Origin of the sequence: Novosphingobium sp. PY1, assembly GCF_017312445.1 — a bacterium.
Taxonomy (GTDB): Bacteria; Pseudomonadota; Alphaproteobacteria; order Sphingomonadales; family Sphingomonadaceae; genus Novosphingobium.
In genome coordinates this window covers 110,538-135,716 of record NZ_BLTI01000001.1, presented here as the reverse complement: position 1 = coordinate 135,716, position 25,179 = coordinate 110,538, and the positions used below count along the sequence as shown (strand labels likewise).

At 63.4% G+C, this 25,179-nt stretch carries 21 protein-coding genes; 9 read left to right on the top strand and 12 right to left on the bottom strand.

Annotation, left to right across the window (positions count from 1 at the left end; genetic code table 11):
* Positions 1-8 precede the first annotated feature (8 nt).
* Positions 9-572, top strand: a complete 564-nt coding sequence (locus tag J3474_RS00675; protein ID WP_013834221.1) for a calcium-binding protein — start codon at positions 9-11, stop codon at positions 570-572.
* A 102-nt stretch (positions 573-674) separates the two neighbouring features.
* Here J3474_RS00675 and J3474_RS00670 read toward each other — a convergent pair whose 3' ends face one another.
* Complete coding sequence (locus tag J3474_RS00670; RefSeq protein WP_207092760.1) at positions 675-878, bottom strand: hypothetical protein; 204 nt, start codon at positions 876-878, stop codon at positions 675-677.
* A 377-nt stretch (positions 879-1,255) separates the two neighbouring features.
* Here J3474_RS00670 and J3474_RS00665 point away from each other — a divergent pair, with 377 nt between their 5' ends.
* Positions 1,256-2,356: a sulfotransferase gene (locus tag J3474_RS00665; protein ID WP_308632740.1), complete on the top strand. Its 1,101-nt coding sequence runs from the start codon at positions 1,256-1,258 to the stop codon at positions 2,354-2,356.
* On the top strand, positions 2,353-3,831 hold the full coding sequence (locus J3474_RS00660) for a hypothetical protein (protein ID WP_242528113.1): 1,479 nt from the start codon (positions 2,353-2,355) through the stop codon (positions 3,829-3,831). Before J3474_RS00665 ends, J3474_RS00660 begins: the two co-directional genes overlap by 4 nt.
* 10 nt (positions 3,832-3,841) lie before the next feature.
* On the opposite strand, the gene J3474_RS00655 is transcribed toward J3474_RS00660, so the two are convergent.
* The 6 genes from J3474_RS00655 to J3474_RS00630 all read right to left on the bottom strand — a co-directional run bounded on the left by J3474_RS00655 (position 3,842) and on the right by J3474_RS00630 (position 12,448).
* Positions 3,842-5,089, bottom strand: coding sequence for a glycosyltransferase family 4 protein (locus J3474_RS00655; RefSeq protein WP_207092758.1), 1,248 nt, complete (start codon positions 5,087-5,089; stop codon positions 3,842-3,844).
* A gap of 10 nt (positions 5,090-5,099) precedes the next feature.
* On the bottom strand, positions 5,100-5,615 hold the full coding sequence (locus J3474_RS00650) for a polysaccharide biosynthesis/export family protein (RefSeq protein ID WP_148275149.1): 516 nt from the start codon (positions 5,613-5,615) through the stop codon (positions 5,100-5,102).
* Positions 5,560-6,819 carry a glycosyltransferase gene (locus J3474_RS00645; RefSeq protein ID WP_207092980.1) on the bottom strand — a complete coding sequence of 420 codons (1,260 nt, stop codon included), beginning with the start codon at positions 6,817-6,819 and terminating at the stop codon, positions 5,560-5,562. Before J3474_RS00645 ends, J3474_RS00650 begins: the two co-directional genes overlap by 56 nt.
* Positions 6,816-9,002, bottom strand: coding sequence for an AAA family ATPase (locus J3474_RS00640; protein WP_242528112.1), 2,187 nt, complete (start codon positions 9,000-9,002; stop codon positions 6,816-6,818). Before J3474_RS00640 ends, J3474_RS00645 begins: the two co-directional genes overlap by 4 nt.
* A gap of 285 nt (positions 9,003-9,287) precedes the next feature.
* Positions 9,288-10,649, bottom strand: coding sequence for an HlyD family type I secretion periplasmic adaptor subunit (locus tag J3474_RS00635; protein WP_242528111.1), 1,362 nt, complete (start codon positions 10,647-10,649; stop codon positions 9,288-9,290).
* Positions 10,646-12,448 (bottom strand): type I secretion system permease/ATPase, encoded by a 1,803-nt coding sequence (locus J3474_RS00630; protein ID WP_207092756.1) that lies wholly within the window; start codon positions 12,446-12,448, stop codon positions 10,646-10,648. Before J3474_RS00630 ends, J3474_RS00635 begins: the two co-directional genes overlap by 4 nt.
* A gap of 322 nt (positions 12,449-12,770) precedes the next feature.
* On the opposite strand from J3474_RS00630, the gene J3474_RS00625 reads away from it, so the two are divergent.
* On the top strand, positions 12,771-14,195 hold the full coding sequence (locus tag J3474_RS00625; protein WP_242528110.1) for a TolC family protein: 1,425 nt from the start codon (positions 12,771-12,773) through the stop codon (positions 14,193-14,195).
* 11 nt (positions 14,196-14,206) lie between these two features.
* Here the strand turns inward: J3474_RS00625 and J3474_RS00620 are convergent, their stop codons facing one another.
* Positions 14,207-15,190, bottom strand: a complete 984-nt coding sequence (locus J3474_RS00620) for an endonuclease/exonuclease/phosphatase family protein (protein WP_242528109.1) — start codon at positions 15,188-15,190, stop codon at positions 14,207-14,209.
* A gap of 360 nt (positions 15,191-15,550) precedes the next feature.
* Between J3474_RS00620 and J3474_RS22940 the strand changes: the two genes are divergently transcribed.
* From J3474_RS22940 to J3474_RS00605, 3 genes are all read left to right on the top strand, one after another.
* The gene (locus tag J3474_RS22940) at positions 15,551-15,985 is read left to right on the top strand and encodes a DapH/DapD/GlmU-related protein (RefSeq protein WP_305798457.1); all 435 of its coding nucleotides are present in this window, start codon (positions 15,551-15,553) and stop codon (positions 15,983-15,985) included.
* Positions 15,986-16,124: 139 nt separating this feature from the next.
* Positions 16,125-17,033, top strand: coding sequence for a glycosyltransferase family 2 protein (locus J3474_RS00610; RefSeq protein WP_207092753.1), 909 nt, complete (start codon positions 16,125-16,127; stop codon positions 17,031-17,033).
* A 192-nt stretch (positions 17,034-17,225) separates the two neighbouring features.
* On the top strand, positions 17,226-17,615 hold the full coding sequence (locus J3474_RS00605; protein WP_242528108.1) for a PilZ domain-containing protein: 390 nt from the start codon (positions 17,226-17,228) through the stop codon (positions 17,613-17,615).
* 30 nt (positions 17,616-17,645) lie between these two features.
* Here the strand turns inward: J3474_RS00605 and J3474_RS00600 are convergent, their stop codons facing one another.
* The 4 genes from J3474_RS00600 to J3474_RS00585 form a co-directional block, all read right to left on the bottom strand.
* Positions 17,646-18,662, bottom strand: coding sequence for a MarR family transcriptional regulator (locus J3474_RS00600; RefSeq protein ID WP_207092752.1), 1,017 nt, complete (start codon positions 18,660-18,662; stop codon positions 17,646-17,648).
* Positions 18,663-18,746: 84 nt separating this feature from the next.
* Entirely contained in the window at positions 18,747-19,769 is a 1,023-nt protein-coding gene (gene hemH, locus J3474_RS00595) for a ferrochelatase (RefSeq protein WP_207092751.1), read from the bottom strand.
* Positions 19,769-22,024 carry a xanthine dehydrogenase family protein molybdopterin-binding subunit gene (locus J3474_RS00590; protein WP_207092750.1) on the bottom strand — a complete coding sequence of 752 codons (2,256 nt, stop codon included), beginning with the start codon at positions 22,022-22,024 and terminating at the stop codon, positions 19,769-19,771. Before J3474_RS00590 ends, hemH begins: the two co-directional genes overlap by 1 nt.
* Positions 22,024-23,010 (bottom strand): Mrp/NBP35 family ATP-binding protein, encoded by a 987-nt coding sequence (locus tag J3474_RS00585; RefSeq protein ID WP_207092749.1) that lies wholly within the window; start codon positions 23,008-23,010, stop codon positions 22,024-22,026. The genes J3474_RS00590 and J3474_RS00585 overlap by 1 nt, the downstream gene beginning before the upstream one ends.
* A gap of 143 nt (positions 23,011-23,153) precedes the next feature.
* On the opposite strand from J3474_RS00585, the gene hflK reads away from it, so the two are divergent.
* Positions 23,154-24,305 carry a protease modulator HflK gene (hflK, locus tag J3474_RS00580; protein WP_207092748.1) on the top strand — a complete coding sequence of 384 codons (1,152 nt, stop codon included), beginning with the start codon at positions 23,154-23,156 and terminating at the stop codon, positions 24,303-24,305.
* Complete coding sequence (hflC, locus tag J3474_RS00575; RefSeq protein ID WP_013834239.1) at positions 24,305-25,144, top strand: protease modulator HflC; 840 nt, start codon at positions 24,305-24,307, stop codon at positions 25,142-25,144. Before hflK ends, hflC begins: the two co-directional genes overlap by 1 nt.
* Positions 25,145-25,179 lie beyond the last annotated feature (35 nt).

The window sequence follows — 25,179 nt, the reverse complement described above, 5'->3', positions numbered from 1 at the left end:
ATGTTCCCATGGCAGAAGTTCTTGGCACAGAAGGTGGCGACAATATCGCCGGCACCGCGGATTCGGATGTCATTTCCGCTGGCGGCGCCCGCGATGTCGTGAAGGCAGGAGCGAGCGACGACGAAATCCATGGCGGAGCCAATGCAGATCGCCTCTACGGCGACGAAGGCAATGACTACATTGAAGGCGATTCCTCAAACGACAAGCTCTTCGGCGGCGTCGGTGACGACACCCTCGATGGCGGCGCCCAGAATGACCGCATCTACGGCGGCGACGGAAACGACATCATCATCGGCGGAGATGGCAACGACGTGCTCTACGGCGACAATGCCGGCGATGGAAACGACAACGAAATGGGACTCGACACTTTCGTATTCGACAGTGCCGACGGAACCGACAAGGTTTTCGATTTCGAAGTGGGATATGACAATGTCGAACTAACCGACGGCGGCACCTACAGCCTGTCCTATGCCGGCAGCAACACGATCCTCACTTACGGCAGTACCTCCGTCACGTTCTACGACGAACACCTCACCGGTAGCGACTTTTCCGGGGCGACTTTGGTCGTCTGAGGGGCGCGCCCGACAGGCGGGCAACGCGAGGCCGGATCGGGTAACCCTACGCCCGATCCGGCTTTCTCACGCATCGCGTGGGCAACCTTGCCCGCCGCGCCTTCACAGGAACGCGATTGCGAGGGCCACCCAGAAGCAGGCCGAAAATGTCAGGGCAATGGCAAGGCCAAGCGCAGGCTTGCGCGCTTCGGATTGCGTATCGGCATCGGCCGGGGCAACCGCGACAAGCCAGGGAGACGTATCCCTGCTCTCTCGCACGGTTCCCGACGCGACCTTGGACGTAGTACCCGAGTCCCTATGGTGCATTGGCTTGCGAAGTGTTGAGGCGGCCATTTTCCAGCTCCCGCGTTATGGCAGCGGCAATCTCCCTGCGCGCGACCTGTCAGGTGTCTAACGTCAAGACGTTAATTTTCAGGTAGTTCAATAGGCAGGATTGTCTTCCAGCCGGTCCTACAGACATAGTTAAATCGCGTCCTCGGGATTGCGGGTGCCGGTTAACCGGATTTGACCGAATCCAGACGCGCACCCCGGTAAGGCCAGGCCCACTCATCCCGCTCCAACCGTGCGCAACTTAAAAAAAAGGGCCACAGGTCCGCGCCAAAATGGAGCGAACGGCTATCGATAGCGTCATTCCCGAAGCGTCTCGGATTTCGAGTGCAGGCTGGCAGAGTTAGAGTGCCGACTTGCTCCGCAGCTGCATATGGATCGCGCAATTGCCCCAGGATAGCGCCCTTCTCCTCACCGAACCCCTGACCGACCCTGCCGCTGCCCGCGCACGTGTCTTCGATGTCGGATCGCATGGATCAACGGCGAATCCACTCGCGCCCAACCTTTTCGTGATCGGCGCTTCAAAGTCAGGTTCAAGCGCATTGCACGCCTACCTCAGACCGCATCCGGACATCTGCATGAGCACCGAGAAGGAGCCATGCTTCTTCGTCGATCAAGGTGAACTGGAAAAGGCCTGGCCCATCATGGCCCGCAGGCCCTGTTCCCACGACCCAGCCGCCTATCTCGATCTCTGGAAGGGCGGCCATACAGCGCGCTATCGCGGCGAAGGCAGCGTCTACTATTCTCAGGCTCCGCACCGCAGCGGGGTTCCAGCCCGCATTGCCGCGGCTTGCCCGGACGCGCGCATCATCTACACCGTTCGCGAGCCGGTAACACGCGCGATCGGTCACTACTGGCAGCGCTACAAGGAATTCCAGGAGGTCCGCCCCGTTGCCCAGGCGATGCGCGAAGATCCTCTCTATCGCGACACTTCGGATTATGCGCTGCAGCTTCGCGCATATCTCGAATACTTCGATCGCGATCAGATCCACGTTGTTGTCGCCGAGGAATTGCGGACGAACCGGCGTGAGGTTTTGGCCGGCGTATTGGATTGGCTGGGCCTTGCTCCATTCGATTATCACGAAGCGCAACTCAGCGATCGCCATCGCTCGCCGCCCACCAGCCGAAGACAGCGCTTCGCCGCGGTCCGCAAGCTGCGCGATTCCTCTCTGTGGGCAGCCCTGCGCACGCACCTGCCTCGCGGTTGGATCGACTGGCTGCGAGAAACATCAACCGTCACGTTCGACAAGGCAGAAGTCGACGAGGCTGAGGCCCGGCAGTTCCTATCCGAATATCTCACGCCGCGCCGCGCACAGTTTGAAAGCCTTATTGGGCGAAAGCTGGATTTGTGGGATGCGGAGCAAGCCAAGATTCAGGCCGGTGCCACTCAGGCCGATGCCACTGCAGCTGCAGCCAAGGCCCTCATCGATCCTCACACGGCATCGATGCGCCAGTGATCGATTTGCTCCCCATCGCCGCGTTCTGGAGCCTTGCGCTTTGGGGGGTCGCCAGCCGCAAGCCGGTGCTGATCTACCTGTTCTTCGCCACACTTCCGTTCGGAGCTTTTGCCGCAGTCCCGCCGTTTCTGACCGGCGGACTCACTTTCACGCCCACGCCGCTCGTCACCGTGCTCATCGTCTTGCGCACGTTCTGCAAGCCACAAGGGCCGGCAGAAATACTCTCGCTGGCCTTGGCACCGCACAGACTGATGCTCCTGTTCCTGTTCTGGCTTGTCGCTGGCGTCACGACTTTCTTCATGCCGCGCCTGTTCGAGAACGCCGTCATGATCGTGCCCATCCGCGGCATATTGAGCGATACTGCGCCCCTACGGCCGACCCTGCAGAACCTGTCGCAATTCGCCTATCTCACGATCGCGGTCTTTTCGGTTTTTGCCTTTGCCGTCAGCCTGCAATCTGCCGCCATGCGCCAACACGCGCTCAGAGCCTTGTGCCTGGGGGGAGCCATGACCGCTGCAACCGGTCTTCTCGATCATGCCAGTCGCTACCTGCCTCTCGATCCCCTGCTCGCGCCGTTCCGAACCGCAACTTATGCACTCGTTACAGATGTTGAGGTTCTGGGCTCACGGCGGGTCACCGGGCTCATGCCGGAAGCCTCGGCCTATGGCGGGATCTGCCTGGCGCTCATGGCAGGCCTCTACTTCTACCGCCGGGCAATCTTCGATGGCACACTCCGCAACGTCTGGGTTCCGATGATCTTCGCGTTGCTCACGCTTTGCGCATGGCTCTCCACCTCATCGGGCACTTATGTCGGGATCGCTCTTCTGCTCGGGGTCGCCGGGCTTGAGTGGCTGGTTCGCGCCAATGCAGACAGCCGACGGTTCGCAATCTATCGCCGGGGCCTGGGCGGCGAACTCTCCGTCCTCATCGCCCTTCTCGTAGGTGTCTCACTGCTACTGATCGTCCGGCCCGAAGTCCTCGCCCCGGTGTTCGAGCTGATCGATCGTATGGTCCTGCAGAAAACAGCGTCGAATTCCTTCGCCGAACGCGGCATGTGGCGCGCCGTGGCCTGGGACAGTGTTCTAGCCACGCACGGTTTCGGTGTCGGTATCGGCAGCACCCGCGCATCGAGCAGTTTCGTGGCCAATCTCAGCGGCGCGGGACTGGTCGGCGGTGCCCTCTATTACGGCTTTGCCTTGCAATCGCTCTTGCGGCCGACTGCAGGCACCCCGATTGAAAGCCAGTTGCTGATATCAGGCTTTCGCTTCTCTTTCGTTCCCAGTTTCGTCGTGACCTTGATGGTTGGCGATGCCGACTTTGGCGGAATGACGGCTTTCGGCTTCGGTTTGGTCACAGCACTTTCAATCACCAATGCAAGGCGCACGGAAAATCTCGCCGGAACCGCCCTGCATTGCGCGCTGCATGCCCAAGGCCAGACTCGCAGCGCGAACGCTCATGCGACCTGGATTGGATGACGCGCTCTGATCAATGACTGGCTTCGGTCAGAACCTGGCGATATTGGCTTACGACTTCGTCCGCCCAGGTTTCCTCCGAATTGCAGAGCGATCTGTAATCCGCGTGTCCCGCGCGCGACATCGCTTCGACCGCATGGTTGTCGCGATGCAGGGCAGTCAAGACGCCGGCAAAGGTATCCAGATCCGCCGTATCGACAGCCAAGCCGAAGCCAGCCTGCGCGATTTCCGGCGCAACGAGCGCACGATCGCTAACGACGACAGGAACGCCGGAAGCGACGGCTTCCAGCGCTACGAGCCCGAATGGCTCCGACCAGCGGCTCGGCATCACAGCGACGCGGGCCGATGACAGGGCGCGTGCAACACCCGCCCGATCCTGCCGACCCAGAAAGATTGCGTCCGGATTACACGTGCGGACCTGTTCGATTTCACTGCCTTCGCCCACGAACGTGATTGGCAGATTGGACCTTAACGCGGCTCTCGCCGCGAGGTCCGCACCTTTCTCCGCCGAAATCCTGCCGATGAAGACGATACCGCGATTGGCTTCGGCCGGAACGCGATCTGCCGAAAGTGGCGAAACAGGATTGCGGACTGCGCGAAGCCTTTCCGCGGTCCACCCACTGAGCCTAAACTGCGCCTCCTGCCCCGGGTGGATCATCAGCAAGCGTGCCGCATGGGCTCCGCACTGCTGAAAACCGCGCCGCAAGACTTCCCTTCCAACGCGCCAGATTTTTTGCGCATGAGAAGTCTTGTCGCAGCGGCTTTTCAGGCATGCGCTGCCCAGCGGCGTCAAAGTGCAGTCACGATCTCGCGGATAATCGAAAAAAGCGCCGTTGGGACACCCATTGAAGTAATCATGCCCGTGCAGGATCAGCCGATCCCCCACTTTGCGCAAGGCCGCAAATATTCCAGGGGTCAGAATCTTGGACCAGCCATGCAGGTGGTAGACAGTACCCGGCGTATCATTGCGCGCAATCCAATCGCGGGTCTGAGCATAGGCGCGATGGTTGTACAAACCGCAGGTCAGCGCGCTCAGCTTCGAACGTTCGAGCAGGGCCGTCCCATGGAGCGGCAGAAACTCGACATCGCTGCGATCGAAGCGCGCGCCGCTGTCTCCTGCGATGAAGGTCGTCGCAATGCCGCGTCGGCGCAATTCACCAATCAATACTTGCACCAGGTACGAAGCACCGCCCAGAGCCTCGCTATAATCATGGAGCAGGACCACCCTCTCCGGCGAGGATCCGATCTTCGAAGGTTCCACGGGGTCCCAATCAGAAATAGCGCTGGCCGACGCGAACCGTGTCGCCCGGCAGTACCGCGGCCCCACTCGTCAGCCGGTAAGCCTTCTCCTCGGCTTCGCGGCCATGGCGGATGTAAACCACATGCTCATTCGCGCGATACGTGAACCCTCCGGCCTTCGCGACTAGTCCATGGACGGACATGCCTTCTGCGTAGGGATATTCACCAGGCTTTTCCACTTCGCCGAGGATGTAGATCGGCCGATATCCCACGACATCGATGGCGATGCGGGCATCGCGAACATATTCGCGGCCGAGCAGCGATTGCAGGTCCTGTCGCAGTTGCGCGAGTGTCTTGCCTGCAGCTCGCACTTCACCGGCCAGTGGCAGGGCAATGAGGCCTAAATCGTCGATCACGTATTCACCGCTCAGGGTGTCCTCACGGAAAACCTCGAGATGCAGTCTGTCACCCGGCGAAAGCTGGTATGCGAGACTATCGACACTGGGCAAAGAACGCGTCGCGACCGTCGTGCAGCCCGCGATCAGCATGGAAAGTGCGATTATCATCGAGCGAATTGTCATCAATTCCCATCCCTTGTAAAAGCCCTGTCGAAACTCCGAAAGCGTCGTGAGGACTCATGCGGCGAAAATGGTCGAGCGCATCGCGGATGCCTCGGGCAAAGACTTCCGGACCAAATCTGGCCGCATTGCGAACGGCATCGTCGGGCCGAAACTGCACTTGCCATTCCTCGAAGCGGCGGATCGCGTTGACGACATCTATCGGCGTTTGACGATCGAAAAAGATCCCCGTTCGCCCCTCAAGGATGGAATCCGTCACCCCTCCCCGGCCAAAGGCTATAACCGGGCGGCCACTTGCATTAGCCTCGACCGGAACGATCCCGAAGTCTTCCTCCGGCGTGAACACAAGCGCACGACACGTGGCATAGGCGTGCCGCAGTTCCTCAAAGGAAAGCCGCTTGCGGACCTCTACGTTCGGTCCTGCACTTGCGGCAATCCTGTCGAACATTTCGCCATCGCCAACCATGAGGGCGGGCACGCCCAGCCGATTGAAGGCCTCCAGCGCAACATCGGCGCGCTTGTAGGGGGTCATCTGGCTGACCCATAGGTACCTATCGCTTACTTTCGATGACGGCGCGAAGGCATCCACGGCAACCGGCGGATGCACCACGCATGCCTCACGTCCCCAGACCTTGGCGATGCGCCTGGCGATGAAGCTGGAATTGGCGATAAAGCCATCGACCCTGCTTGCCGAGCTGACGTCCCACTGACGAAGGCGGTGGAATACCAGTGGGATGAGCCGGCGGCTGAGCCATCCCGCACTTTCCCGGTAGTCCTGATAGTGATCCCAGAGATAGCGCATCGGGGAATGGCAATAGCAAAGGTGCAGAGTATCAGGCCCGGTGATCACGCCCTTCGCCGGCCCGGACTCGCTGCTGATGACAAGGTCGTAGCCCCGCAGATCCAGTTCCTCGAGCGCGAGAGGCATCAGCGGCAAATATTTCTGATAGTGGCGCCGCGCACCGGGCAGACGGCCGACGAAGCTCTGCCTGACATTAGCCTTTCTGATCCGGGCAGAAACCTTCTGCGGATCATAGACATGCGTGAACAGGTCAGCATCGGGAAACAGGTCCAGCAGGTGCTCGATCACGCGTTCCCCTCCGCGCATCCCGACAAGCCAATAGTGCACGATGGCCACGCGATACGGGCGCGCGATTGTCCCCTCCCGCGTCATCGGTAGTATCCCTTGTAATGGGCGTAGAAGCTGGCGACATCCTCTCCTCCGAAACGCACCTGTTTCTTCATGTCGACCAGGTTCAACACCACGCCGCATTGCTTGAGGGTACGCCCGGGCAATTGCCGGATCGCCGCCTTGACGATCCGATCGACGGTCTTGCGCCATTGCACGACGAGCAAGACGCTATCGGCCAGTGCGACAATCGAACGGGTTTCAGCGATCGGCAAGATCGGGGGGCAATCCAGAATCACCACATCGAATGTCTCTCGCAGACGGGCGACCACCCTGTCGAGCCTCCCCCGCTCCGACAGGCGTTCGCCCTTCGGGAAAGCACGGGTAATCGGAATGATCCTCAAGGGGGAACTCGCATCTTCGTATTGCGCGATGTCCTGTGTTTCGTCATGAAGTGCTTCGTACAGGCCTGGCTCTCCCTCCGGCGCGCAGAAGCGCTTGCTGAGCTGCGAGCGAATGACGTCGCAGTCGACTACCACCACTCTTTCGTTGGCCATCGCCAGGGCCCGGCCGATGCAGGCAGCGAGCGTCGATTTTCCTTCGCCGGGAATGGCCGAGGTTATCGCAAGGACCTTCCCCGACCCCGACACCGAGTGACGCACCGAAACTATGACGTTGCGCAGCGCCTCGGAAAAGGGGCCTTCCGGGTATTCGCGCAAGGTATCCATCGGAGTATTCGCGTGAGGTTCGATAGAACGGATGGCTGGAACGAAGCCCCAACCCGGCAGGCCGATACGTGTCTCAACATCCCCAAGGCTTGTCAGGCCGCCGTAGGAAAGCTCTACCAGGATCGCCAGTATCATGCCCGAGAGCGCTCCTGCCACAAGCGCCAACCCCAGGTTCAATGGCAGGTCGGGCGAGACGGGAAGGACCGGGACATTGGCGGCCGATATCAGTCGAGCAGAGGGCTGCTCCGACCCGCTTCCCGCCACAACGGCATTGTAGCGGCGCAAGTAGGATTCGTAGAGAGTCTTCGAAGCGTCCGCCTTTTTCTCCAGATCAGCCAATTCGACCAGCGCGCTGTTGCCCGTCTGCAGTTGCGATTGCGTGCCGCCTCGGCTGCGGCGCAGCGAGGCCAGCCGTTGCGCCGAGGCCATGGCCTTGGTTTCCAGGCCGCTCAGGGTTCGCGAAACTTCCCCGGCTATCTGCCGATCGAGATCGGCGATCTGCTGTCGGACGGTCACAAGGTCGGGATGGCTGTCAAAATAGCGCTGCGAAAGGTCGCGTTCGCGGATCACCAGTTGCGCGCGTTGCGACCGCAAGGTGGCGACCACCGGGGCGCCTGCACCGACCCCCACGCCTTCAGGTCCGCCGCTGCGCAACTGTGCCCGAGCGCTGGCGAGTGCTTCGGCATCCTGTGCCGCTTCCGCCTCCGCGTTGACGATCTGCTGGTTGTAGGCCGAAAGCTCCTGCTCGGTCAGGCTCGTGGCCTGCGAACTGAGGAGTTGATGGCGATTGCGATACGCCTGCACTTCAGCGAAATCATGGTTTGCCTGCGCACGCAGCGCATCGACCTTCGATTTCAGCACGCGCGCGGCCGTGGCGTTGGTCTGCGCACGTTCACGGGCATCGTCGGTGGTGAACAGGCGCGCATAGGCATTGGCGATCGCAGCTGCGCGGGTCGCTTCTGCATCTTCGAAGGCAATGCGCAGATTGAACGAGTTGCCGACCCTCGCCACATCGAGCCGCGAGCTGAGGTAATTGACCGCATGTTGGCGAAACTGCGCTCCATCCCCGGTAACCCTGTCCCGCTGCCTGACGGCGCCAAAGCCGATGGAGGCCAGAATGTTATCGAGCGCAGAACGGGGCACTTCCACATCGCGGCGGAACATCGGATCATGCAGAAGCCTTGTCGCGTCGAGCACCTGCCCGGCCATTTCCCGTGACCTGACAAGCTGGATCTGCGTCTCGACCTCTTCAGAACGGGTTGGCGCTTCGCGAGGTTGCGCCTCTTCGTTCGGCACAACGTCTGTCGATCCGGTAATCATCACCACGTCAGCCGAACTGCGATAGATGCGCGGCAACGCTGAAGTCCAGACCACCGCCAGCCCGAGCGCCAGGAGCAGCGTCATGATCATGACCGACTGCCGGCGCCGCAGCAACGAAAGCAGATAGCGCACGGAGATCTGCTCATCCCTGCTGCGAAAGCCGCCGGCAGTGCCCTGCATGGGTGCCGGCAACCCCGCTTCTGATTCATATATGACAGGGAGATTCAATTGGCAGGCTCCTGACAGCACAATTCGAGAATGGCAGAGCGCATTGTCAGACATGAACTGACCGCCCCGGATCCCATCAAGACGACCACGCCCCGAATTGACGTGTATACGAATAAACCCTCATTACTTGACGGGGAACGTCCAAGCTGGTCCGATTTCATTTCTACCCGGGGGTGATAAATCCATTTCGGAGTGCAGCGCGCCGGACGCTGACGACATCTCCAGCCCGAATTGAGTTCATTCGCGAAGGGCGCGCCTCAGTTGGTCGCCAAGGGGGCGCAGGATGTAGTGCAACATCGTGCGCTCGCCCGTCTGGACAAAAACTTCGACAGGCATGCCCACCGCCAGATGCGTCTTGCCCAGCTTGCGCAGCTCCGTTGCCGGAATCGCGATCGTCGCGGGATAGAATGCCGTATTCGTCGCGCGGTCGATGGTTCGGTCAGCGGCGAGCTGAACGACTTTGCCTTCCAGCTCGGGCGTCGTGCGCATGCTCAAGGCGGTAAATCGCAAATGCGCGGCCTGGTCCTGCGCCACCTGATCGATGTCGGTGGGGCGGATCCGGGCCTTCACGACGAGACGGTCCTTCTCGGGCACGATTTCGAGCAGAGTCTGCCCCGCAGGTACGACGCTACCCAGCGTCCGCACGGCCAGCTTGTCGACGATACCGGTCTGCGGGGCGCGAATGACGGTGCGATCGTTCTGATCGCTGGCGGCGACCTCCTCCTTGCGCACCTGGGCGATAGCATTGCGCACCTGGGCCAGTTCGATCGCTGCCTGACTGCGGGCCACGCTCTCGATCGAGGCCATCTGCGCGCGCAGTTCGGAGATCCGCGCACGCGTCTCGGCCATGTTCGACTGCGCCGTCGCATGGTCTGCTTCCACGCCGACTGCGGCGCGTTCAAGCGCATTGAGCCTGTCGAGTGTGGTCAGCCGTTCTGCGTAGAGTTCACGTGTCTGCGAAAGTTCCTCAAGAACGAGGTTGGATTGCCGGGCATAAGCTGCAGCGCGGCTGCTTTGCGCCGAAATCTCCGCCCGCGCCTGCGCAATGCGCCGGGCCAGTTGCAACCGTTGGTCGCTGCGCGCCATCTGGTCGAGTTCGAAAGACCGGCGCTCGTCTGCCAGAATGACCGCCACTTGCGGATCGTCGGCCCGGCTGCGCAATTCGGCAGGGAAAGCGATCCGCACAGCATTGTTGCGCAGAGCCCGCAGCCTCGCTTCCTTTGCAAGCAATTGAAAGAGATCAAGCCCTGTGTACTGCGCCGCCGCACCAGCCACGCGCGAATCCAGGCGGATCAGCGCCTGCCCCTTGCGAACATGATCTCCATCCTCGACCAGAATCGCCTTTGCGACCCCGCCGAATGGATGCGAAATCTCCTTCACGTGCGTTTCGACGCTCACTTCGCCGGGCGCGATGACTGCGCCAGCCATCGGCAGAAAGGCGATCAGCACTCCGAAACCCAGGACCAGGACAGCCACTGCGCCCAACCCCAGCCGCAAAAGATCCGAGAGCCCCCGCTCCACCCCGGTGGAGAATTCACCCCCACCCGTCGTCGCATGGGAAGCCAGCAAAATGGACGAGGCTTGGGCAAGGACGCTCACTCGCCCACCTCCACCGGCCTGCCTGCAGGCCTGACATCCTTCGAGGGATCGCCCGAAGCCTCATCCTTTTCGTTTTCATCGCGGCGCGATCGCAAACTCCCGTCGGAAGTAGCTGACGGTGCGAGGCGTGCCTCGAATTCTTCCCTTGTTTCGAACCTTTCGATCCTGCCGTTGGCCATCGCCATGATGTGACTGGCATGAGCGATTACGCTGGGTCGATGGGCAATGACGACGACGATCGCCCCACGCCTGCGCGCCTGCCTGATCGCCAGACCCAGGGCCCGCTCACCGTCATGATCGAGATTGCTGTTGGGTTCATCGAACACGAGCAGGAACGGGTCAGCAAACAGGGCCCGCGCGAGTGCGATCCGTTGTTGTTGCCCGGCCGACAGGCCACTGCCATGCGCCCCGATAACATGATCGTAGCCTCCCTCGAGCCGTACGATGAGGTCGTGGCAGTCCGCAGCCCTTGCCGCAGCCAGGATCGCTTCGCGATCCGCATCTGGCTGGAACCGGGCGATGTTCTGGCCGATCGTTCCTTCGAACAGTTCAATCGACTGCGGCACGTAACCGAGAATTCGGGCGATCTCGTCCGGCGACCACTGGTCCAGAGTCGCGCCGTCCAGCCGGATCGCGCCGCGCAAGGGTTTCCAAATGCCGCAAAGCACACGCGCCAGGGTCGTCTTTCCGGACCCGCTTCTGCCCACTACCGCCAGCGCATCGCCCGCACGCAATCGGAAGCTAAGATCGAGCACGGCGACTTTCTGCGTTCCCGGGGGGCCGGCTGCGATTCCCTGCACCACAAGATCGCGCCGGGGTCGCTCCAGCCCCATGGGCGTAACGTGATAAGGCACAGATTCGAACTGGCTTCGCAGGCGATCCAGCGCCTGCCGGGATGAAACCATCCCCTTCCAGTTGGCAATGGTCTGTTCGACCGGCGCAAGCGCACGGGCCGACAGGATCGACCCTGCAATGATGATGCCCCCGGTCGCGCGCCCGTCGATCACCAGAAAGGCGCCCAGTGCCAGGGTCGCCGACTGAAGCAACATGCGAAAGGCCTTGGTCGATCCCGACAAGGTGCTCGAGATCGCCGAAAACCGGTCATTGGCACGAAGGAATTCGGCCTCGACACTGTGCCATTCGCTTTGGCGCGCACTCGCCATGCCCAGCGCCTTGAGCGTTTCGGCGTTGCGCAAAGTGGCTTCGGCCAGGCCGACACGCCTTGCCCCTGAGCGCATCGTCGCCAGCGCCAGCGGTTCGGTCATCCGGTTGTTGACGAACATCAGCGTCACCAGCACTGCCACGCCGATCAAGGCGAGCAGGCCGATGCTCCAGTGGAATATGGAAAGAATGAGCAGGTAGACCGCGATCCAAGGCAAGTCGACGACCGCCAGCGGGCCCGGCCCCGACATGAACGCCCTGACGGTATCAACGTCGCGCACGATCTGCGTTCCATTCGGTATTGCGCCGCGCGTCAGTTCATGGCGCGACAGAACATCGAGCACGCGATCGCTGATCCCGCGCATGAACATCGAGCCGACTTGCACCATCACCCGCCCCCGAACCACATCGAGAAAGGCCTGGAATGCATAGGCGAGCGCCACCATCAGCAGCAGGCTGACGAGCGAGGGAACGCTGCGGCTCGGCAGGACGTCGTCATAGACGAGCAGCATGAAGAACGATCCGGAGAGCAGCAGCACATTGTAGACACTACTGATTGCCAGAACCGGCAAGAGCACGCGCCTGAGCGGCACGAGCGCCTGCTTCAGTTCCGTATTCAGCCGGGGCGCGAGGATCATGCTGTCGTTTCCATGGCGAGGGCCGCATTACATATCGCCGAGCATGATTCTGGCGATCAGAAGTAGGTCCGTTCCCGAGCCAAACCGGATGCACTCGCGGTTCCCATCTGCCTCGCATCTCCTAGGATCGATGCAGCAATCGCGCCTTTGCCGGAGGGAGGCGGCGGAGCGGGCTGCCGTTACCCGAGCAGCCCGCTCCGCAGGAACCCCCACGCACGGTCCGATACCTTCCAAACCACCCCTTGGGGAACCATGCGTGAAGTGCAGGACTTTGTTGCATCTGTCGATTATCCCGTTTGCGGCCCTGTTCGCTGGCCAGGCAATGGCGGACACACTGGAGCAGGCCATTGCCAAGGCGCATGAATACAATCCGCAACTGAAGGGGACGCAATTCCTGGCCCGGTCTGCCGACGCCGCAGTTGCCAGGGCCAAGGGGGCCTATGGCCCCAGCCTCGCGGTTTCGGTCCGTCATGAATATACTTTTGATCGAACGACGCTGAACGATCTTGCGTTTGACGAACAGGGCTTCGGCACCACCGCCTCCCTTTCGCTTTTGCAACCGCTGTTCACCTCGGGTCACCTTGCCTCTGGACTGGATGGGGCCCGCGCCGGCCGGATGATCGCGCGGGAGAACTTGCGCGCTGCCAGCCAGCAATTGATGCTTGATGTCGTGAATGCCTATGCCTCGGTGCAGCGGGACCTGACACTCTTTCGTGTCGCCCGGGATATCCACGCCCTGCTCGCCCAACAAAGCGACGTCACTGCCGCCCGCTTCAGGCTGCGCGATTCGACAAGACCCGATCTCGATCAGACTACCAACCGGCTCGAAATCGCCGCCGGACGGGTGATCCGAGCCCGCGCTGCCGTGGAAACCAGCGCGGCGCGCTATCGCAATATCGTCGGCACCTATCCCAGCGATCTGGCCGCGCTTCCCGACCTTGCGCCCATTCCTCCGCTCGCGGACCTTTACGCGCGTGCGGATGCGAGCAATCCGCAGGTCCGGGCAGCCAGATATACAGCACTCAGATCACGTGCCGCTGTCGCTTCCGCCCGCGCAGCCATGGGGCCGCAAGTCAGCGCCTTCGCTTCGGTCGAGCGCGCGCCGTTGACCCCTTACCAGAACACGCGGCGGGTCGAGCGGCTCTTAGCCGGCGTCAGTCTGGCGATGCCGCTTCATTCGGGCGGACAGCTCCTTGCCGCGCTGCAGGAAGCAGAACAGCGCAACCTTGCCGACATCCAGTTCGCCGAACAGACCCGGCGCGACGTGCGCGAAACGCTGGCGACAGACTGGAACCTCTATCGCGCCGCGGCAGAGGCCCTGCCTCGATTCGAAGCGGCCGTCCGCGCGGCAGAGAGCGCCGTCGCCGGGGTCAAACGTCAGGAAATGGCCGGCATACGCACCCTGCGCGAGGTTCTGGACGTAACCAACGACCTGCTCACCGCCCGTACCAGCGCGGCCGAGACGCGCGCCGAACTGTTCATCCGCAAGATCGCGGTCCTGCGCGATGCCGGACTACTCAGCCCCGAATTGTTCAATGTCGATTCGTCGCCTCGCGGTGCGGTCCCGGCTGCCGATAGCGCCGAGCAACCCTTCATCCCCGCCGGGCTGCCCTTGCGCCCATTACTCGATCCGATCGACCGCATCCTGAGCAACGGCCGTGTTCCGCAAGTCCCCGTCCAGATCGAAAACGAAGGAACCTATCTCTGGGAAGATGGAACGGAAGCTTTGGAAAAGCCCTCTCCCTAAATCGTGTGCGCCTAGTCAACGCGGCACAGGTCGGCAACGAAGCCCCTGTGATCCGAGCCCAGATCGGGGCTGGTCCGGATGGATTGGACCTTCCAGTCACGACCAACCAACAGGTGATCGATTTGCCAGAACCCGGGGTAGCGGTGGCCTTCGTAAGTGATTGGCCATGTGGGACGATCGGTTCGCGTCAGGCTCATGCCATTGCGCCCGGCGTAATCGGCCAGGAGCCGCATTCTTGGCGAAAGATTGAAATCGCCGACAATCACGGAACCAGCCGGCATGGTAAGCGCCTTGTCGAGTTGCCGCAGTTCATGGGCCTGTCGCCCCAGCGGCAGAGGACGGGACAAATGCACCGCGAAGACTTGAAGACCTCTCTCGTCTCCGGCACGATCTGCCGGTCCTTTGAATGGGAGAACCATGCCTGCGGCCGGCAGGGACTTGCGATTGAAAGGGTCGCCGTGCGTCAACGCCTCAGTCGCAGTTGGTTCGATGCTGGAAAACAGCGCCGTCGAGCAACGCCCATTGTCGAGGCACGACTGCCAGTGCGGATAACGCTTTTCGAGCACACTGTGCAGCGGCAGGTATCTGGGCAATTCGGCCACGCCGACAACCTGCGGCGATTCGGAGTCGAGCCAGGCGGCGATGCGATCCGGATTCTTCGGCTTGTGGGTGTTGATCCAGGCGATCCGCAGGCGTGCGCTGGAGGGTGAACAGGCAGGGGATCGGGCCAGGTCCGGCCAGAACAGGCCAAGCGCAGGCAGGCAGCAGAAGGCTAAAGCCGCCCTCCCCGCCCATGATCGGGCCCGCAGCGCGAGGACGCAAACAAGGACCAGGCTGGCCCATCCCAGCGGTGCGGCAAAGAGATTGATGAGGTCGAGCGCAGGATGCGCATTGCCGAAGCGCCCAAGGATCATAAGCAGGAGGAGCGGCGCCAGCAGGCATTGCCCAAGGCCATACCAGCAGGAATGTCTTGTGAAGCGCGACCGGCCATCCATGCACCGCTTCTCCTTGCTGAAACGACTGCGACTGGATCGCAGGCTCCTGCCGGCACTGCAACATCCTCTCCTGGCTTCGCATTGCCCCAAGGGCGCAATTGGCTCCATTTCGGCGGATTCCGGGCCACGCACTGCGTGCCGATGGGGCTAGACCCGACGGCACGCAGCATTTGGGTCCTCGCCCGCGGCAGGGCCCCGGACGCGCGCCAACCCTTCCGGGAGCAACGGAACTTGCGAGAATCCTTCTTTCTGGCGCTTGCAAATCGCATGCCACGCGGCCGCTTCGGAATTCGGGCGCGCCGGGAATTGCTGAAGCTTGCCGGCATTGCAATGACAGGAAAGGTCATTGTCCTGGGCCCGGTGTCGATAGTACCGGTCGGTGGCGGCCGCCGCATTCGCATCGGCGAACGGACTTTCATCAACAATGACGTGCGCTTTGCCAGTCGCGGCGGCGTAACGATCGGCAGGCACGTACAGATTGCCGCGCGCGTCAGCTTCGAAACCGCGACGCACCCACTCAACTTTACGCAAGGCTGCGCAAGGCCGAGCGTCTACGCGCCGATCGTCGTCGAGGACCATGCCTGGATCGGCGCTGGAGCCATCTTGCTACCCGGCGTGAAGATCGGCCGCGGGGCGGTTGTCGCCGCCGGGGCCGTGGTGCACCGCGACGTCGCACCGATGACAGTTGTCGGGGGGGTACCCGCACGCTTCCTTCGCGACGTGCGCCCACCAAGCGCAAACCCGGTCCAGACGACAGGCACCTGTACCGCGAGCGACGAAGGAAAGCGCGGCTGATCGAGCCTGCCAGCGCAAGCCCCGAGCGATCGGCGCCCCCCAGCCATGGATCGGTTTCGGACTTGCCTGACGTTCCGGCCCTCGACGCGGCGTTCTAGTGTGGCCTGAATGCATGCCCCATTTTGCGGAACCGTAAGCGATGACTGCATATGACCAGATCCCGGCCCTTCAGCCCTCGGTGGCAGTTGTCGTCGCCAGCCTCGGCCGCCCCGACCTGATACGTCAGTTCCAGATCCTGATGGAGCGGCAGACAAGCAGCCCGGACATCCTGATGTTCTCGGTCGTCAGCGCGGCAGACCTTCCGCCCAGCCTGGAGGAAAGCACCCGCTTGCGTGTCATCCGCGGCAGCAAGGGCCTCTGCGCCCAGCGCAACCGCGCGCTGGACTGGCTGAAGGCGCGCTTCGACATCATCGTTTTCTATGACGATGATTTCGTCCCATCAAAGTTCAGCATCCAAAACATCCGCGCATTTTTCGCCGAGCATCCGCAAGTTGCAGGGGCGACCGGAAAGGTTCTGGCTGACGGGATCAATGGTGCAGGGATCTCCTTCGGCGAGGCGATGCAGATCGTGCGCGAGCATGAGAAGCGCCGGTTCGCACCCAACTGCATCGTCAGGGGATTACGGGGTCTTTACGGCTGCAACATGGCCTATCGCACCGCCGCCATCGGTGAACATCGCTTCGACGAACGGCTGCGGCTCTACGCATGGCAGGAGGATATCGACTTTGCCGCTTCGGTCGGCACGAACGGCCGGCTTGTGCAGACTTTTGCCTTTTCGGGGGTTCATCGCGGCGTAAAGCTGGGGCGTACGCCTGGATTGAAGCTTGGCTATTCGCAAATCATCAATCCCTCCTACCTTGTGCGCAAGGGCACGATGTCACGCCGCTTCGCTGCCCGGCTGATGCTGCGCAACCTGGCTGCCAATCACCTGAAGGCCCTGCGACCGGAACCGTGGGTGGACCGCGCCGGACGGATGAAAGGCAACTGGATCGGCCTGTTCGATCTTATCCGCGGCAATCTGACTCCGGAACGGATCGAAACGCTCTGATTTCAGTTATGTGTATCAATAGAAACCTAACTTATGATTGCACGCAACTTAAGGCGTGACGGAACTCGTTAGCCCCACCTGACTTCTGCGGCAGAGGGGGGAGTGGCGGGGATTGATGGTTTCATAACCACACAAGTTCTTCTAGAACCGCAAAATCAGGTGCGATATAACCGCTGCTAGATAGCGATAACGATGAACGAAGGTCCGCACAAATCCAGTCCCATGCAGCGGGGACGACGAGAGCAGAGTCGCTTGCGCGTCCGCCTGCCCGTGCGTCTGGAAACAAGGTCCGTTACCTGTCGTGCGATACTGATCGATTTGTCGTCAAGCGGCGCGCGACTGGCTCTGGAGAACCTGCCCAGGGTGGGGACCGAGGCGCTGATCCTATGGGACAAGTACGAAGCATTCGGCGAAGTGGTCTGGGCTGAGGGAGTTCAGTGCGGCATCGCCTTTTTCGATCCGCTCCCTGGGGACGTGGTGCTGAAAACGCGTGAGCTCGATGATGCCGCCCACCTGCCGCAGGATAAGGAACTTCTGCGACAGGTGGCACGGCAATGGGTCGAGGGGACGACCCGGCTCTGACCGGAGCGGGGTTTCCCGTGCCTGAGGGGGTCAGACTGGCACGGGAGCGGTCAGAGAAACTTCTGAAAAATAGCGAGCCATGGCATCGACGGCGGGCTCGGTCAGTTCGATGAAGGCGCGGCGGCGATCGCTGTCGTCGCATACGCGCACGAACAGGCCAGCCTCGACCATCTGGCCGATCCAGCGCAGCGCCGTGGTCGGCGGCACGCCGGAAGCGATGCACAGCGAGGTGACCGAAACCCGCTTGCGTTCCAGCCGGGCGGCAGTGAGATCGAGCAACATGTCCCATGCCGGATCCGCGAAGAGTTCCTCATCAAGGAAACGTCCCCGCAATTGCCGCATGCGGATGATCTGCCGCACCGTCTGCGCATCGGGCAGCGCCAAGCGCGCAGGCTCCCGTCCGGAATGGGCGCTGCGCGCCTGCGATCCTGCGGGTTCGAACGAGAAGGCCGATGCCGCGCTGGCCGGGGCGGACGTACCGCCGGGTGCCAGTCGATCGATACGTCCGGCAATCTGGCTGACCTGCTCGGTCAACCGCAAGAGCATCAACCGGTCATTCTCGGACAATTCGCGCAGGCGCCCCTGGGGGAATTCCGAAAGAACGCGGCCCAGTGCCAGCACCCGCTCGGCCCGGTTGGGATCGACGAGCAGAATTGGGGCGGACTGATCCATGCAAGCGAACACCGCATCGAGCGCATCGACCGTGGTCGAGACGATCAGGCGGCAGCCTCCCGATGCCGCGCGCTGGTCCAGTTCGGACAAGGCGGCCATCGTCTGCCCATCGACTTGCGGGCAATCGAGCAGGACGACATCGCCGAGGGCTCGCATCGGCGCATCGACGACATCCCGCAGCGGACCTGCCGCCGACACCGTCAACCCGGCGGCAGCGGCATCTTCGCGCAGGCTTGCCCGCAAGTGGCCGCGATTGGCATAGATCGAGATCGAAACCGACTGCCCTGTATCGCCATGGCCGGCGGAGCCGGCACCCTTGCCGAGGCCGGCCTTGCCGTAGGAAAAATCGCTCTCGGCAAAGTCCGTCGCTGCCATCTCGTCCCGCCTCCATGCTCCTGGATAGGAACATAGTTGGAACAAAATGGCCGCAAGTCAATGATGACGCGCGTTAACTTACTGTCACCAGCCGGACAGCTCCCGCGTGACCAGCGCCTCGAGCATGGTCATCCCGGCCCGGGTATCGTTGAGGCAGGACAGCACGGCATAGCGCTCTCCACCCGCCGCCTCGAACACCTCGCGCCCGCGGATCGCCAGTTCCTCCAGCGTTTCCACGCAGTCGGCGGAAAAGCCCGGCGCCGCAATCGCCAGTCGCCGCGTGCCCGACTTCGCCTGCTCTTCGAGAACCGTCTCTGTGGCCGGTTCCAGCCACTTTGCGCGGCCGAAACGCGACTGGAAGGTGGTCTCGATCCGCAGGTCCGGGTAGCGCTGCGCAAGGCGATCTCCCAGTAGGCGCGCGGTCTTGCGGCAGTGACAGTGATAGGGATCGCCCAGGTGAAGCGTTCGTTCGGGCATGCCGTGGAATGACAGCAGCAGGACTTCAGGCGCGAAGTCGAGACCTTCGACCTGCGCCGCGATGTCCGCCTCCAGCGCCCCGATATAGGCTGCGTCGTCGAAGTAGGGCGGCAGCGTGCGCAATGCCGGCTGCCAGCGCAGATCGCGCAGCGCATCGCCTAGCTTGTCCATCACCGAAGCCGTCGTCGCGCCCGAGTACTGCGGGTAGAGCGGGGCCACGAGAATGCGGTCACACCCTGCATCCATCAGCGCCTTGAGCTTCGAGGGGATCGACGGATTGCCGTAGCGCATCGCCCAGTCCACCCGCACGCCGTCTCCCAGCATGCCCTGCAGCTTGCGGGCCTGTGCGGCGGTAATCGCGGCAAGTGGCGAGCCCTCCTCGGTCCAGACCTGGGCATAGGCATGCGCGGATTTCGCGGGGCGGGTGCGCAGGATGATGCCGTGAAGGACCGGCTTCCATGCGATGGCGGGGACTTCCACCACGCGCTTATCCGAGAGGAATTCGGCAAGGTAGCGCCGGACCGCACCGGGGGTGGGCGCATCGGGCGTGCCAAGATTGACGAGCAGGACCGCCACGCCTCCGCTCGCCACCGCGGGGTGATCGACAGGGCGGATATCTGGGCTGGTCATCACAGTTCCTCGGCAAAGAGCGGCAGGCGCCGGAATCGGTATCCGGTCGCGGAAAAAAGCGCATTGGCAACCGCCGGGGCAACGGCGGCAACGCCCAGCTCTCCCGGATCGGCCGGTTCGGCATCGCTGGCGATGAAGGCTAGATCGATCTCCGGGCTGTCTGCCAGGGTCGGCAAGGCAAGGTCGCCCAGGCCATCGAGATCGGGGCGGCCATCTGTATAGCGGGTGCTGCTGCCCAGCGTCAGGCCGAGCCCGAATATCAGGCCGCCTTCGATCTGCTGGCGGGCAATATCGAAATTGACGATCCGGCCGATGTCGGCAACTGCGCTCAGCCGCTCGACCCGCACGCCGTTCTCATCGCGCCGGGCGCTGGCGACGACGGCGATGCGCCCTTCGCCGATCATGTGGCAGGCGATCCCCTGCCCGCTGTTGTCACCGCCGCCGCCCCACTGCGCCAGCGCGGCGACGCGCTGGAGACATTCGGCAAGGCGCGGGTTCTGGCCCAGCATCGCCATGCGGAAGGACAGCGGCTCGCGCTCGGCCTTGTGGGCGAGTTCGTCGATGAAGGATTCGGTGAAGAAGGCGGTGTAGCCGTGGGCATTGCCGCGCATGCGCGCGGTAGGCAGATCGATCCGCGCAGGTACGTGATCGACCGCCACATTGGCAATGCGATAAGGCGGGATTGCGCCGTCCACCGCCATGGCATCGCCTTCCCCGGCGACGGCGCGGATCGCATCCTGCGGCGTATCGCCATCGAACAGGCGCCGGCCGAATTCGCGAGCCGTCGGCGGCACGGCTATGCGCGCCCGCCAGCCGACCGGATTGCCCTCGGCATCGGTCCTCGCGGCCATCACGGCCACTGCCGGCGTGCGCGGCAGTCCTGCGGCCTGCTCTTGCCGGCGCGACCAGGTCAGTTGCACAGGCTTGCCCACTTCGCGTGCGATCAGCGCGGCTTCCACCGCATGATCGAGCTCGAGGCGCCGGTCGAAGCTCCCGCCGATCGGCATGGGATAGAGCACCACGTCGACCACGCTCATGCCCAATGCACGCGCCGCAGCCTTGCGCGTTGCCTCGGGCGCCTGCGTGCCGACCCACAGCTCCAGCCTGCCGCCCTCGATCCGCGCCGTCGCGCTGGCAGTCTCGATGGTGGCGTGAAGCGCTGGCGCGACTTCATAGCGGATCTGCAGGGGCAGGCCGCCCTTTACCTGCTCCATGTCGCCGTAAGCGAAGATGCGGTGGGTTTCGCCCTGCTGCATCGCCGCGTCGAGCGCGGTGTCGGCCTGGCCGCTGTCGGCTGCGCCGGACACGCGGTACCTGGGCGCAGCGCGGGAAAGCGCGGTGTCTGCCGTCCACCAGTCACGGGCGACGGCGGCGAGCCACGGGCCGTGCTGCACGAAGCGATCGAAACCGCGCAGGCCCCTGGCGGCATCCTGCCTGTAGCCGATGACTTCGGCGCGGCCGAGCGGCGCATGACGGATCGCGGCGTGGACCATGCCCGGGATCCGGACGTCGCCAGCGAAAGTCCAGGTGCCATCTACCTTGGAGGGCAGGTCGAGACGGGGATAGGCAAGCTGCAGCCCAGGTACGAAATCGCCCGGATCCTCGCCCATCGGCTGCGGGTCGAGCGGCGGCGGATCGGGCGGCGAGAAACCGACTGCCTCGCTGGCGAGCACGCCGAAAGGCAGGCGATGGCCCTCGTGAATCACGAAACCGCCCTGCACCGCGCACTCCTCCCAGGCAACGCCCCAGCGAGCCGCGGCGGCCTGCATCAGCATCGCGCGGGCCGAGGCAGCCGCTTCCCGGACCGGCGCTTCGAAGGCGGCAACCGCGGTGCCGTCCGCCGTCACGTTGAAGCGGGTATCCTGCGCCCAGCGGCGGGTGAACACGCTGTCCGGTTCCTCGGCGAGCTTGGGAAAGGCCGGCATCCACAGCGGCGCCCATCGCGCGGCGAGGACCTGATTGGCATAGATCGCGCTGGTGGGCGCCGGTTCGACCGCCACCTGCCGCCAATCCGCGCCGAGCTCATGGGCGACAATCTGCGGGATCAGGGTGGTTACGCCCTGCCCCATCTCGACTTGTGGAACCGCGACCGAGACGACGCCGTCGCTGCCGATCTTGATCCAGGCGTCGAAGGCATATTCGTCGCGCCCCGGCTCGAGCGGCAGCGGGAAATGGCGCGGGCGCAGGGCGTAGCCGATGGCAAGTCCGCCACCTGCAAGGGCGCCGATCAATATGCCTCGGCGCGTGATCGCCATCAGGGGTGAGCCTTGCTCGCGCCGCCGTCCAGCCATTCCCCGACCTTGCGTGCCAGGTCGGCGAAGGCCTGCGCCTGCGGCCCTTCGCCGGCAGCGGGGGGCTGGCCGGCATCGCTGTCGAGCCGAATCGACATGTCGAGCGGGATGCGGCCCAGGAAAGTCTGGTTCATCGTCTTGGCCGCCGCTTCCGCGCCACCGGCGCCGAAGGGATCGCTGACTTCGCCGCAATGCGGGCAGGCGTAGCCGGCCATGTTCTCGACGACGCCGACGATCGGCACGCCGCCCTTCTCGAACAGTTCCATCGCGCGGGTGGCGTCCATCAGCGCGAGGTCCTGCGGCGTGGAGACGATCACCGCGCCGGCCGGCTTGAACTTCTGCAGCATCGTGAGTTGCACGTCGCCGGTGCCGGGCGGCAGATCGACGATCAGGATTTCCGCCCCGTCCCAGTGCCCCTCGAGCAATTGCGTCAGGGCTCCCGCCGCCATCGGCCCGCGCCATGCAATGGCCTGCCCGGGGTCGGAAAGGTGCGCCATCGACAGCACCGGTACGCCCCAGCGGCTGGCGATCGGCACCAGCTTGCTGTCATGCGCGACCGGACGCTGGCCCTCGGTGCCGAGCAGGCGCGCCTGCGACGGCCCGTAGATATCCGCATCGACGAGGCCGACCTTGCGCCCCTGCCGGGCGAGCGCGACCGCCAGATTGGTGGCCAGCGTCGACTTGCCGACGCCGCCCTTGCCCGATCCGACCGCGATGATCCGGCGCTCGACCTTGTCGGCCATCATTGCCACGCGCACCTCGGCAACGCCCTCGACGCCCGACAGGGCCTGCTTCGCTGCCGCTTCGAGCGCGCTGCGCGCCGACGAATCGAGACCGGTCGCATCGAGCACCAGCGTCGCCCGGCCGTCCGCCACCCGCAGCGACTGCAACCGCGTCGCCGCCTCCTGCGGCAGCAGCGCTTTCAGTCCCTCGGCTTGATCGTTCGACATGTCTACTCCGGCCCTAGTTCAGGGGCTCAGGTGGCAAAGGGAACGAAAAAGGGCAAGAGAGGCACTGTTTTTGTGGGGATAGGCTTCCTATAGATGGTCCCATGAAAGCAATCGGTGGTGCAATCGCACGAGCAGGCCTTGCCATGTCCGGACGCCGCAGTCCCTGGGGCGGAAGCGACAAGGGCGGCGAAGGGCCTTCGGACGAGTCCGGCAAGGACGGCGAAGACAACGACGGGGACAGTGGGCCCGAGGGCGATGGCGATCGCTCGGGGGACAAGCGCGGTCCGCGCAACCCATGGCTGCCCAGCGGCTCCACGCCGCCGCGCCGGTCCGCCAGCATCGAGGACATTTTCCGCACGCGCGATCCGCGCCGCCCCGGTGGCGGCTCTGGCGGCCCCGGCGGCGGCGGCAACTTCCCGCGCCTGCCCCAGCGCCCCGACGGCAAGTCGTGGCTGCCGCTCGGCATCGGCGCGGCGGTCGTCGCGCTGCTTGCGCTGTCCAGCGTTCACATGATCGGCCCGAAGGAACAGGCGGTCGTGACCCTGTTCGGCAAGTATGCGCGCACGATCGATTCGGGCGTGAACTTCACCCTGCCCTGGCCGATCGAGCAGGTCGACGTGGAGGACGTACGCACCTTCACCGTGGACTCGATCCCCGAGGGCGAGACCGAGAAGCTGATGCTGACGAGCGACAAGAACCTCGTCGACCTCAGCTACCTGGTGCGCTGGAACATCAAGAACCTGGTGAACTACAAGTTCCGCCTCACCGATCCGAAGGAAACCGTGCGCGAAGTGGCCGAGGCGGCGATGCGCGCTTCGATCGCGCAGATCTCGCTGAACGACGCGCTTTCGGGTGCGGGCCGCGCCCAGGTGGAGCAAGACGTTCGCGAGCGCATGCAGCGCATCCTCGACTACTACAAGGCAGGCGTTGCGGTGCAGGGCGTGGAAATCAAGAAGGCCGATCCGCCCAGCAAGGTGGTCACCGCCTTCCAGCAGGTCACCGTCGCCCAGCAGGAAGCCGAGCGCGACCGGTCCGAAGCGCGCGCATGGGCACAGCAGCTGCTGGCCCGCGCGCAAGGTGACGCGGAAGCCTTCGACAAGGTCTATCAACAGTACAAGCTGGCCCCCGAGGTCACCAAGCGGCGCATGTATTACGAAACCATGGAGCGCGTGCTGCGCGACAACGACACGGTCGTGGCAGAAGCCAAGGGTGTGACCCCCTACCTGCCGCTGTCCGAAGTGAAACGCCGCGCCGCGGACGCTGCCCCGGATGCAGCCGCGAAGGGAGGCCAGTGATGTCCAACGTCTGGCAGGACTACAAGGCGTTCTGGATCGGCGCCGGGGTCATCCTCGTCGCCATCCTGATGAGCATGATCGTCGTTCCCGAAAGCGAACAGGCCGTCGTCATCCGCACCGGCAAGCCGATTGCGGTCTACAACGGCTACGATCCCAAGGCCGCCTTCGGACAGACCGACGCAGGTGTGCATTTCCGCATCCCGCTGGTCGACAAGGTCCAGCGCATCGACAAGCGCCTGCTCTCGGTCGACATGGAGCAGCAGCAGGTGCTCTCGACCGACCAGGACCGCCTGATCGTCGATGCCTATGCGCGCTATCGCATCATCGACCCGATCAAGATGGTCGAGACCGCAGGAACGACCGAGCGCGTGACCGAGCAGCTTGAACCGATCCTCTCCTCGGTGCTGCGCCAGGAACTGGGCAAGCGCACGTTCCAGTCGCTGCTCACCGCAGAGCGCGGCAAGGCGATGGAGAACATCCGCGACGGCCTCGACCGTGAGGCGCGCGAATATGGCGCCCAGGTCGTCGACGTGCGCATCAAGCGCGCCGACCTGCCCGAAGGGGCGCTTGCCAGCGCCTTCACCCGCATGGAAGCGGCCCGGCAGGAAGAAGCCAAGACGATCACCGCCAAGGGACAGAAGGACGCGCAGATCATCCGCGCCGGAGCCGAAGGGCAGGCCGCGAAGATCTACGCCGACAGCTTCGGCCAGGACCCCGGCTTCTATGATTTCTACCGGGCCATGCAGAGCTACGACGTTTCGTTCGCCAAGAGCGAAGACGGCAAGACCATCCTGCTTGGGTCGGACAATGCTTACCTGAAGCATTTCAAGGAGCCGTGAGAGCGGCCTTCAAGGCCGCAAACTGGCGGAAAACA

Bases quoted from the DNA above. Each gene is read 5' to 3' on its own strand.
- J3474_RS00590 (WP_207092750.1), bottom strand. From the start codon at position 22,024: ATGGCGATCACGCGCCGAGGCATATTGATCGGCGCCCTTGCAGGTGGC.
- hflC (WP_013834239.1), top strand. From the start codon at position 24,305: ATGTCCAACGTCTGGCAGGACTACAAGGCGTTCTGGATCGGCGCCGGG.
- J3474_RS00645 (WP_207092980.1), bottom strand. From the start codon at position 6,819: ATGACGCGGGAGGGGACAATCGCGCGCCCGTATCGCGTGGCCATCGTG.
- J3474_RS00630 (WP_207092756.1), bottom strand. From the start codon at position 12,448: ATGATCCTCGCGCCCCGGCTGAATACGGAACTGAAGCAGGCGCTCGTG.
- J3474_RS00610 (WP_207092753.1), top strand. From the start codon at position 16,125: ATGACTGCATATGACCAGATCCCGGCCCTTCAGCCCTCGGTGGCAGTT.
- J3474_RS00585 (WP_207092749.1), bottom strand. From the start codon at position 23,010: ATGTCGAACGATCAAGCCGAGGGACTGAAAGCGCTGCTGCCGCAGGAG.
- J3474_RS00600 (WP_207092752.1), bottom strand. From the start codon at position 18,662: ATGGCAGCGACGGACTTTGCCGAGAGCGATTTTTCCTACGGCAAGGCC.
- hflK (WP_207092748.1), top strand. From the start codon at position 23,154: ATGTCCGGACGCCGCAGTCCCTGGGGCGGAAGCGACAAGGGCGGCGAA.
- J3474_RS00620 (WP_242528109.1), bottom strand. From the start codon at position 15,190: ATGGATGGCCGGTCGCGCTTCACAAGACATTCCTGCTGGTATGGCCTT.
- J3474_RS00605 (WP_242528108.1), top strand. From the start codon at position 17,226: ATGAACGAAGGTCCGCACAAATCCAGTCCCATGCAGCGGGGACGACGA.
- J3474_RS00670 (WP_207092760.1), bottom strand. From the start codon at position 878: ATGCACCATAGGGACTCGGGTACTACGTCCAAGGTCGCGTCGGGAACC.
- J3474_RS00625 (WP_242528110.1), top strand. From the start codon at position 12,771: ATGGCGGACACACTGGAGCAGGCCATTGCCAAGGCGCATGAATACAAT.
- J3474_RS00640 (WP_242528112.1), bottom strand. From the start codon at position 9,002: ATGCAGGGCACTGCCGGCGGCTTTCGCAGCAGGGATGAGCAGATCTCC.
- J3474_RS00650 (WP_148275149.1), bottom strand. From the start codon at position 5,615: ATGCTGATCGCGGGCTGCACGACGGTCGCGACGCGTTCTTTGCCCAGT.
- J3474_RS00675 (WP_013834221.1), top strand. From the start codon at position 9: ATGGCAGAAGTTCTTGGCACAGAAGGTGGCGACAATATCGCCGGCACC.
- hemH (WP_207092751.1), bottom strand. From the start codon at position 19,769: ATGACCAGCCCAGATATCCGCCCTGTCGATCACCCCGCGGTGGCGAGC.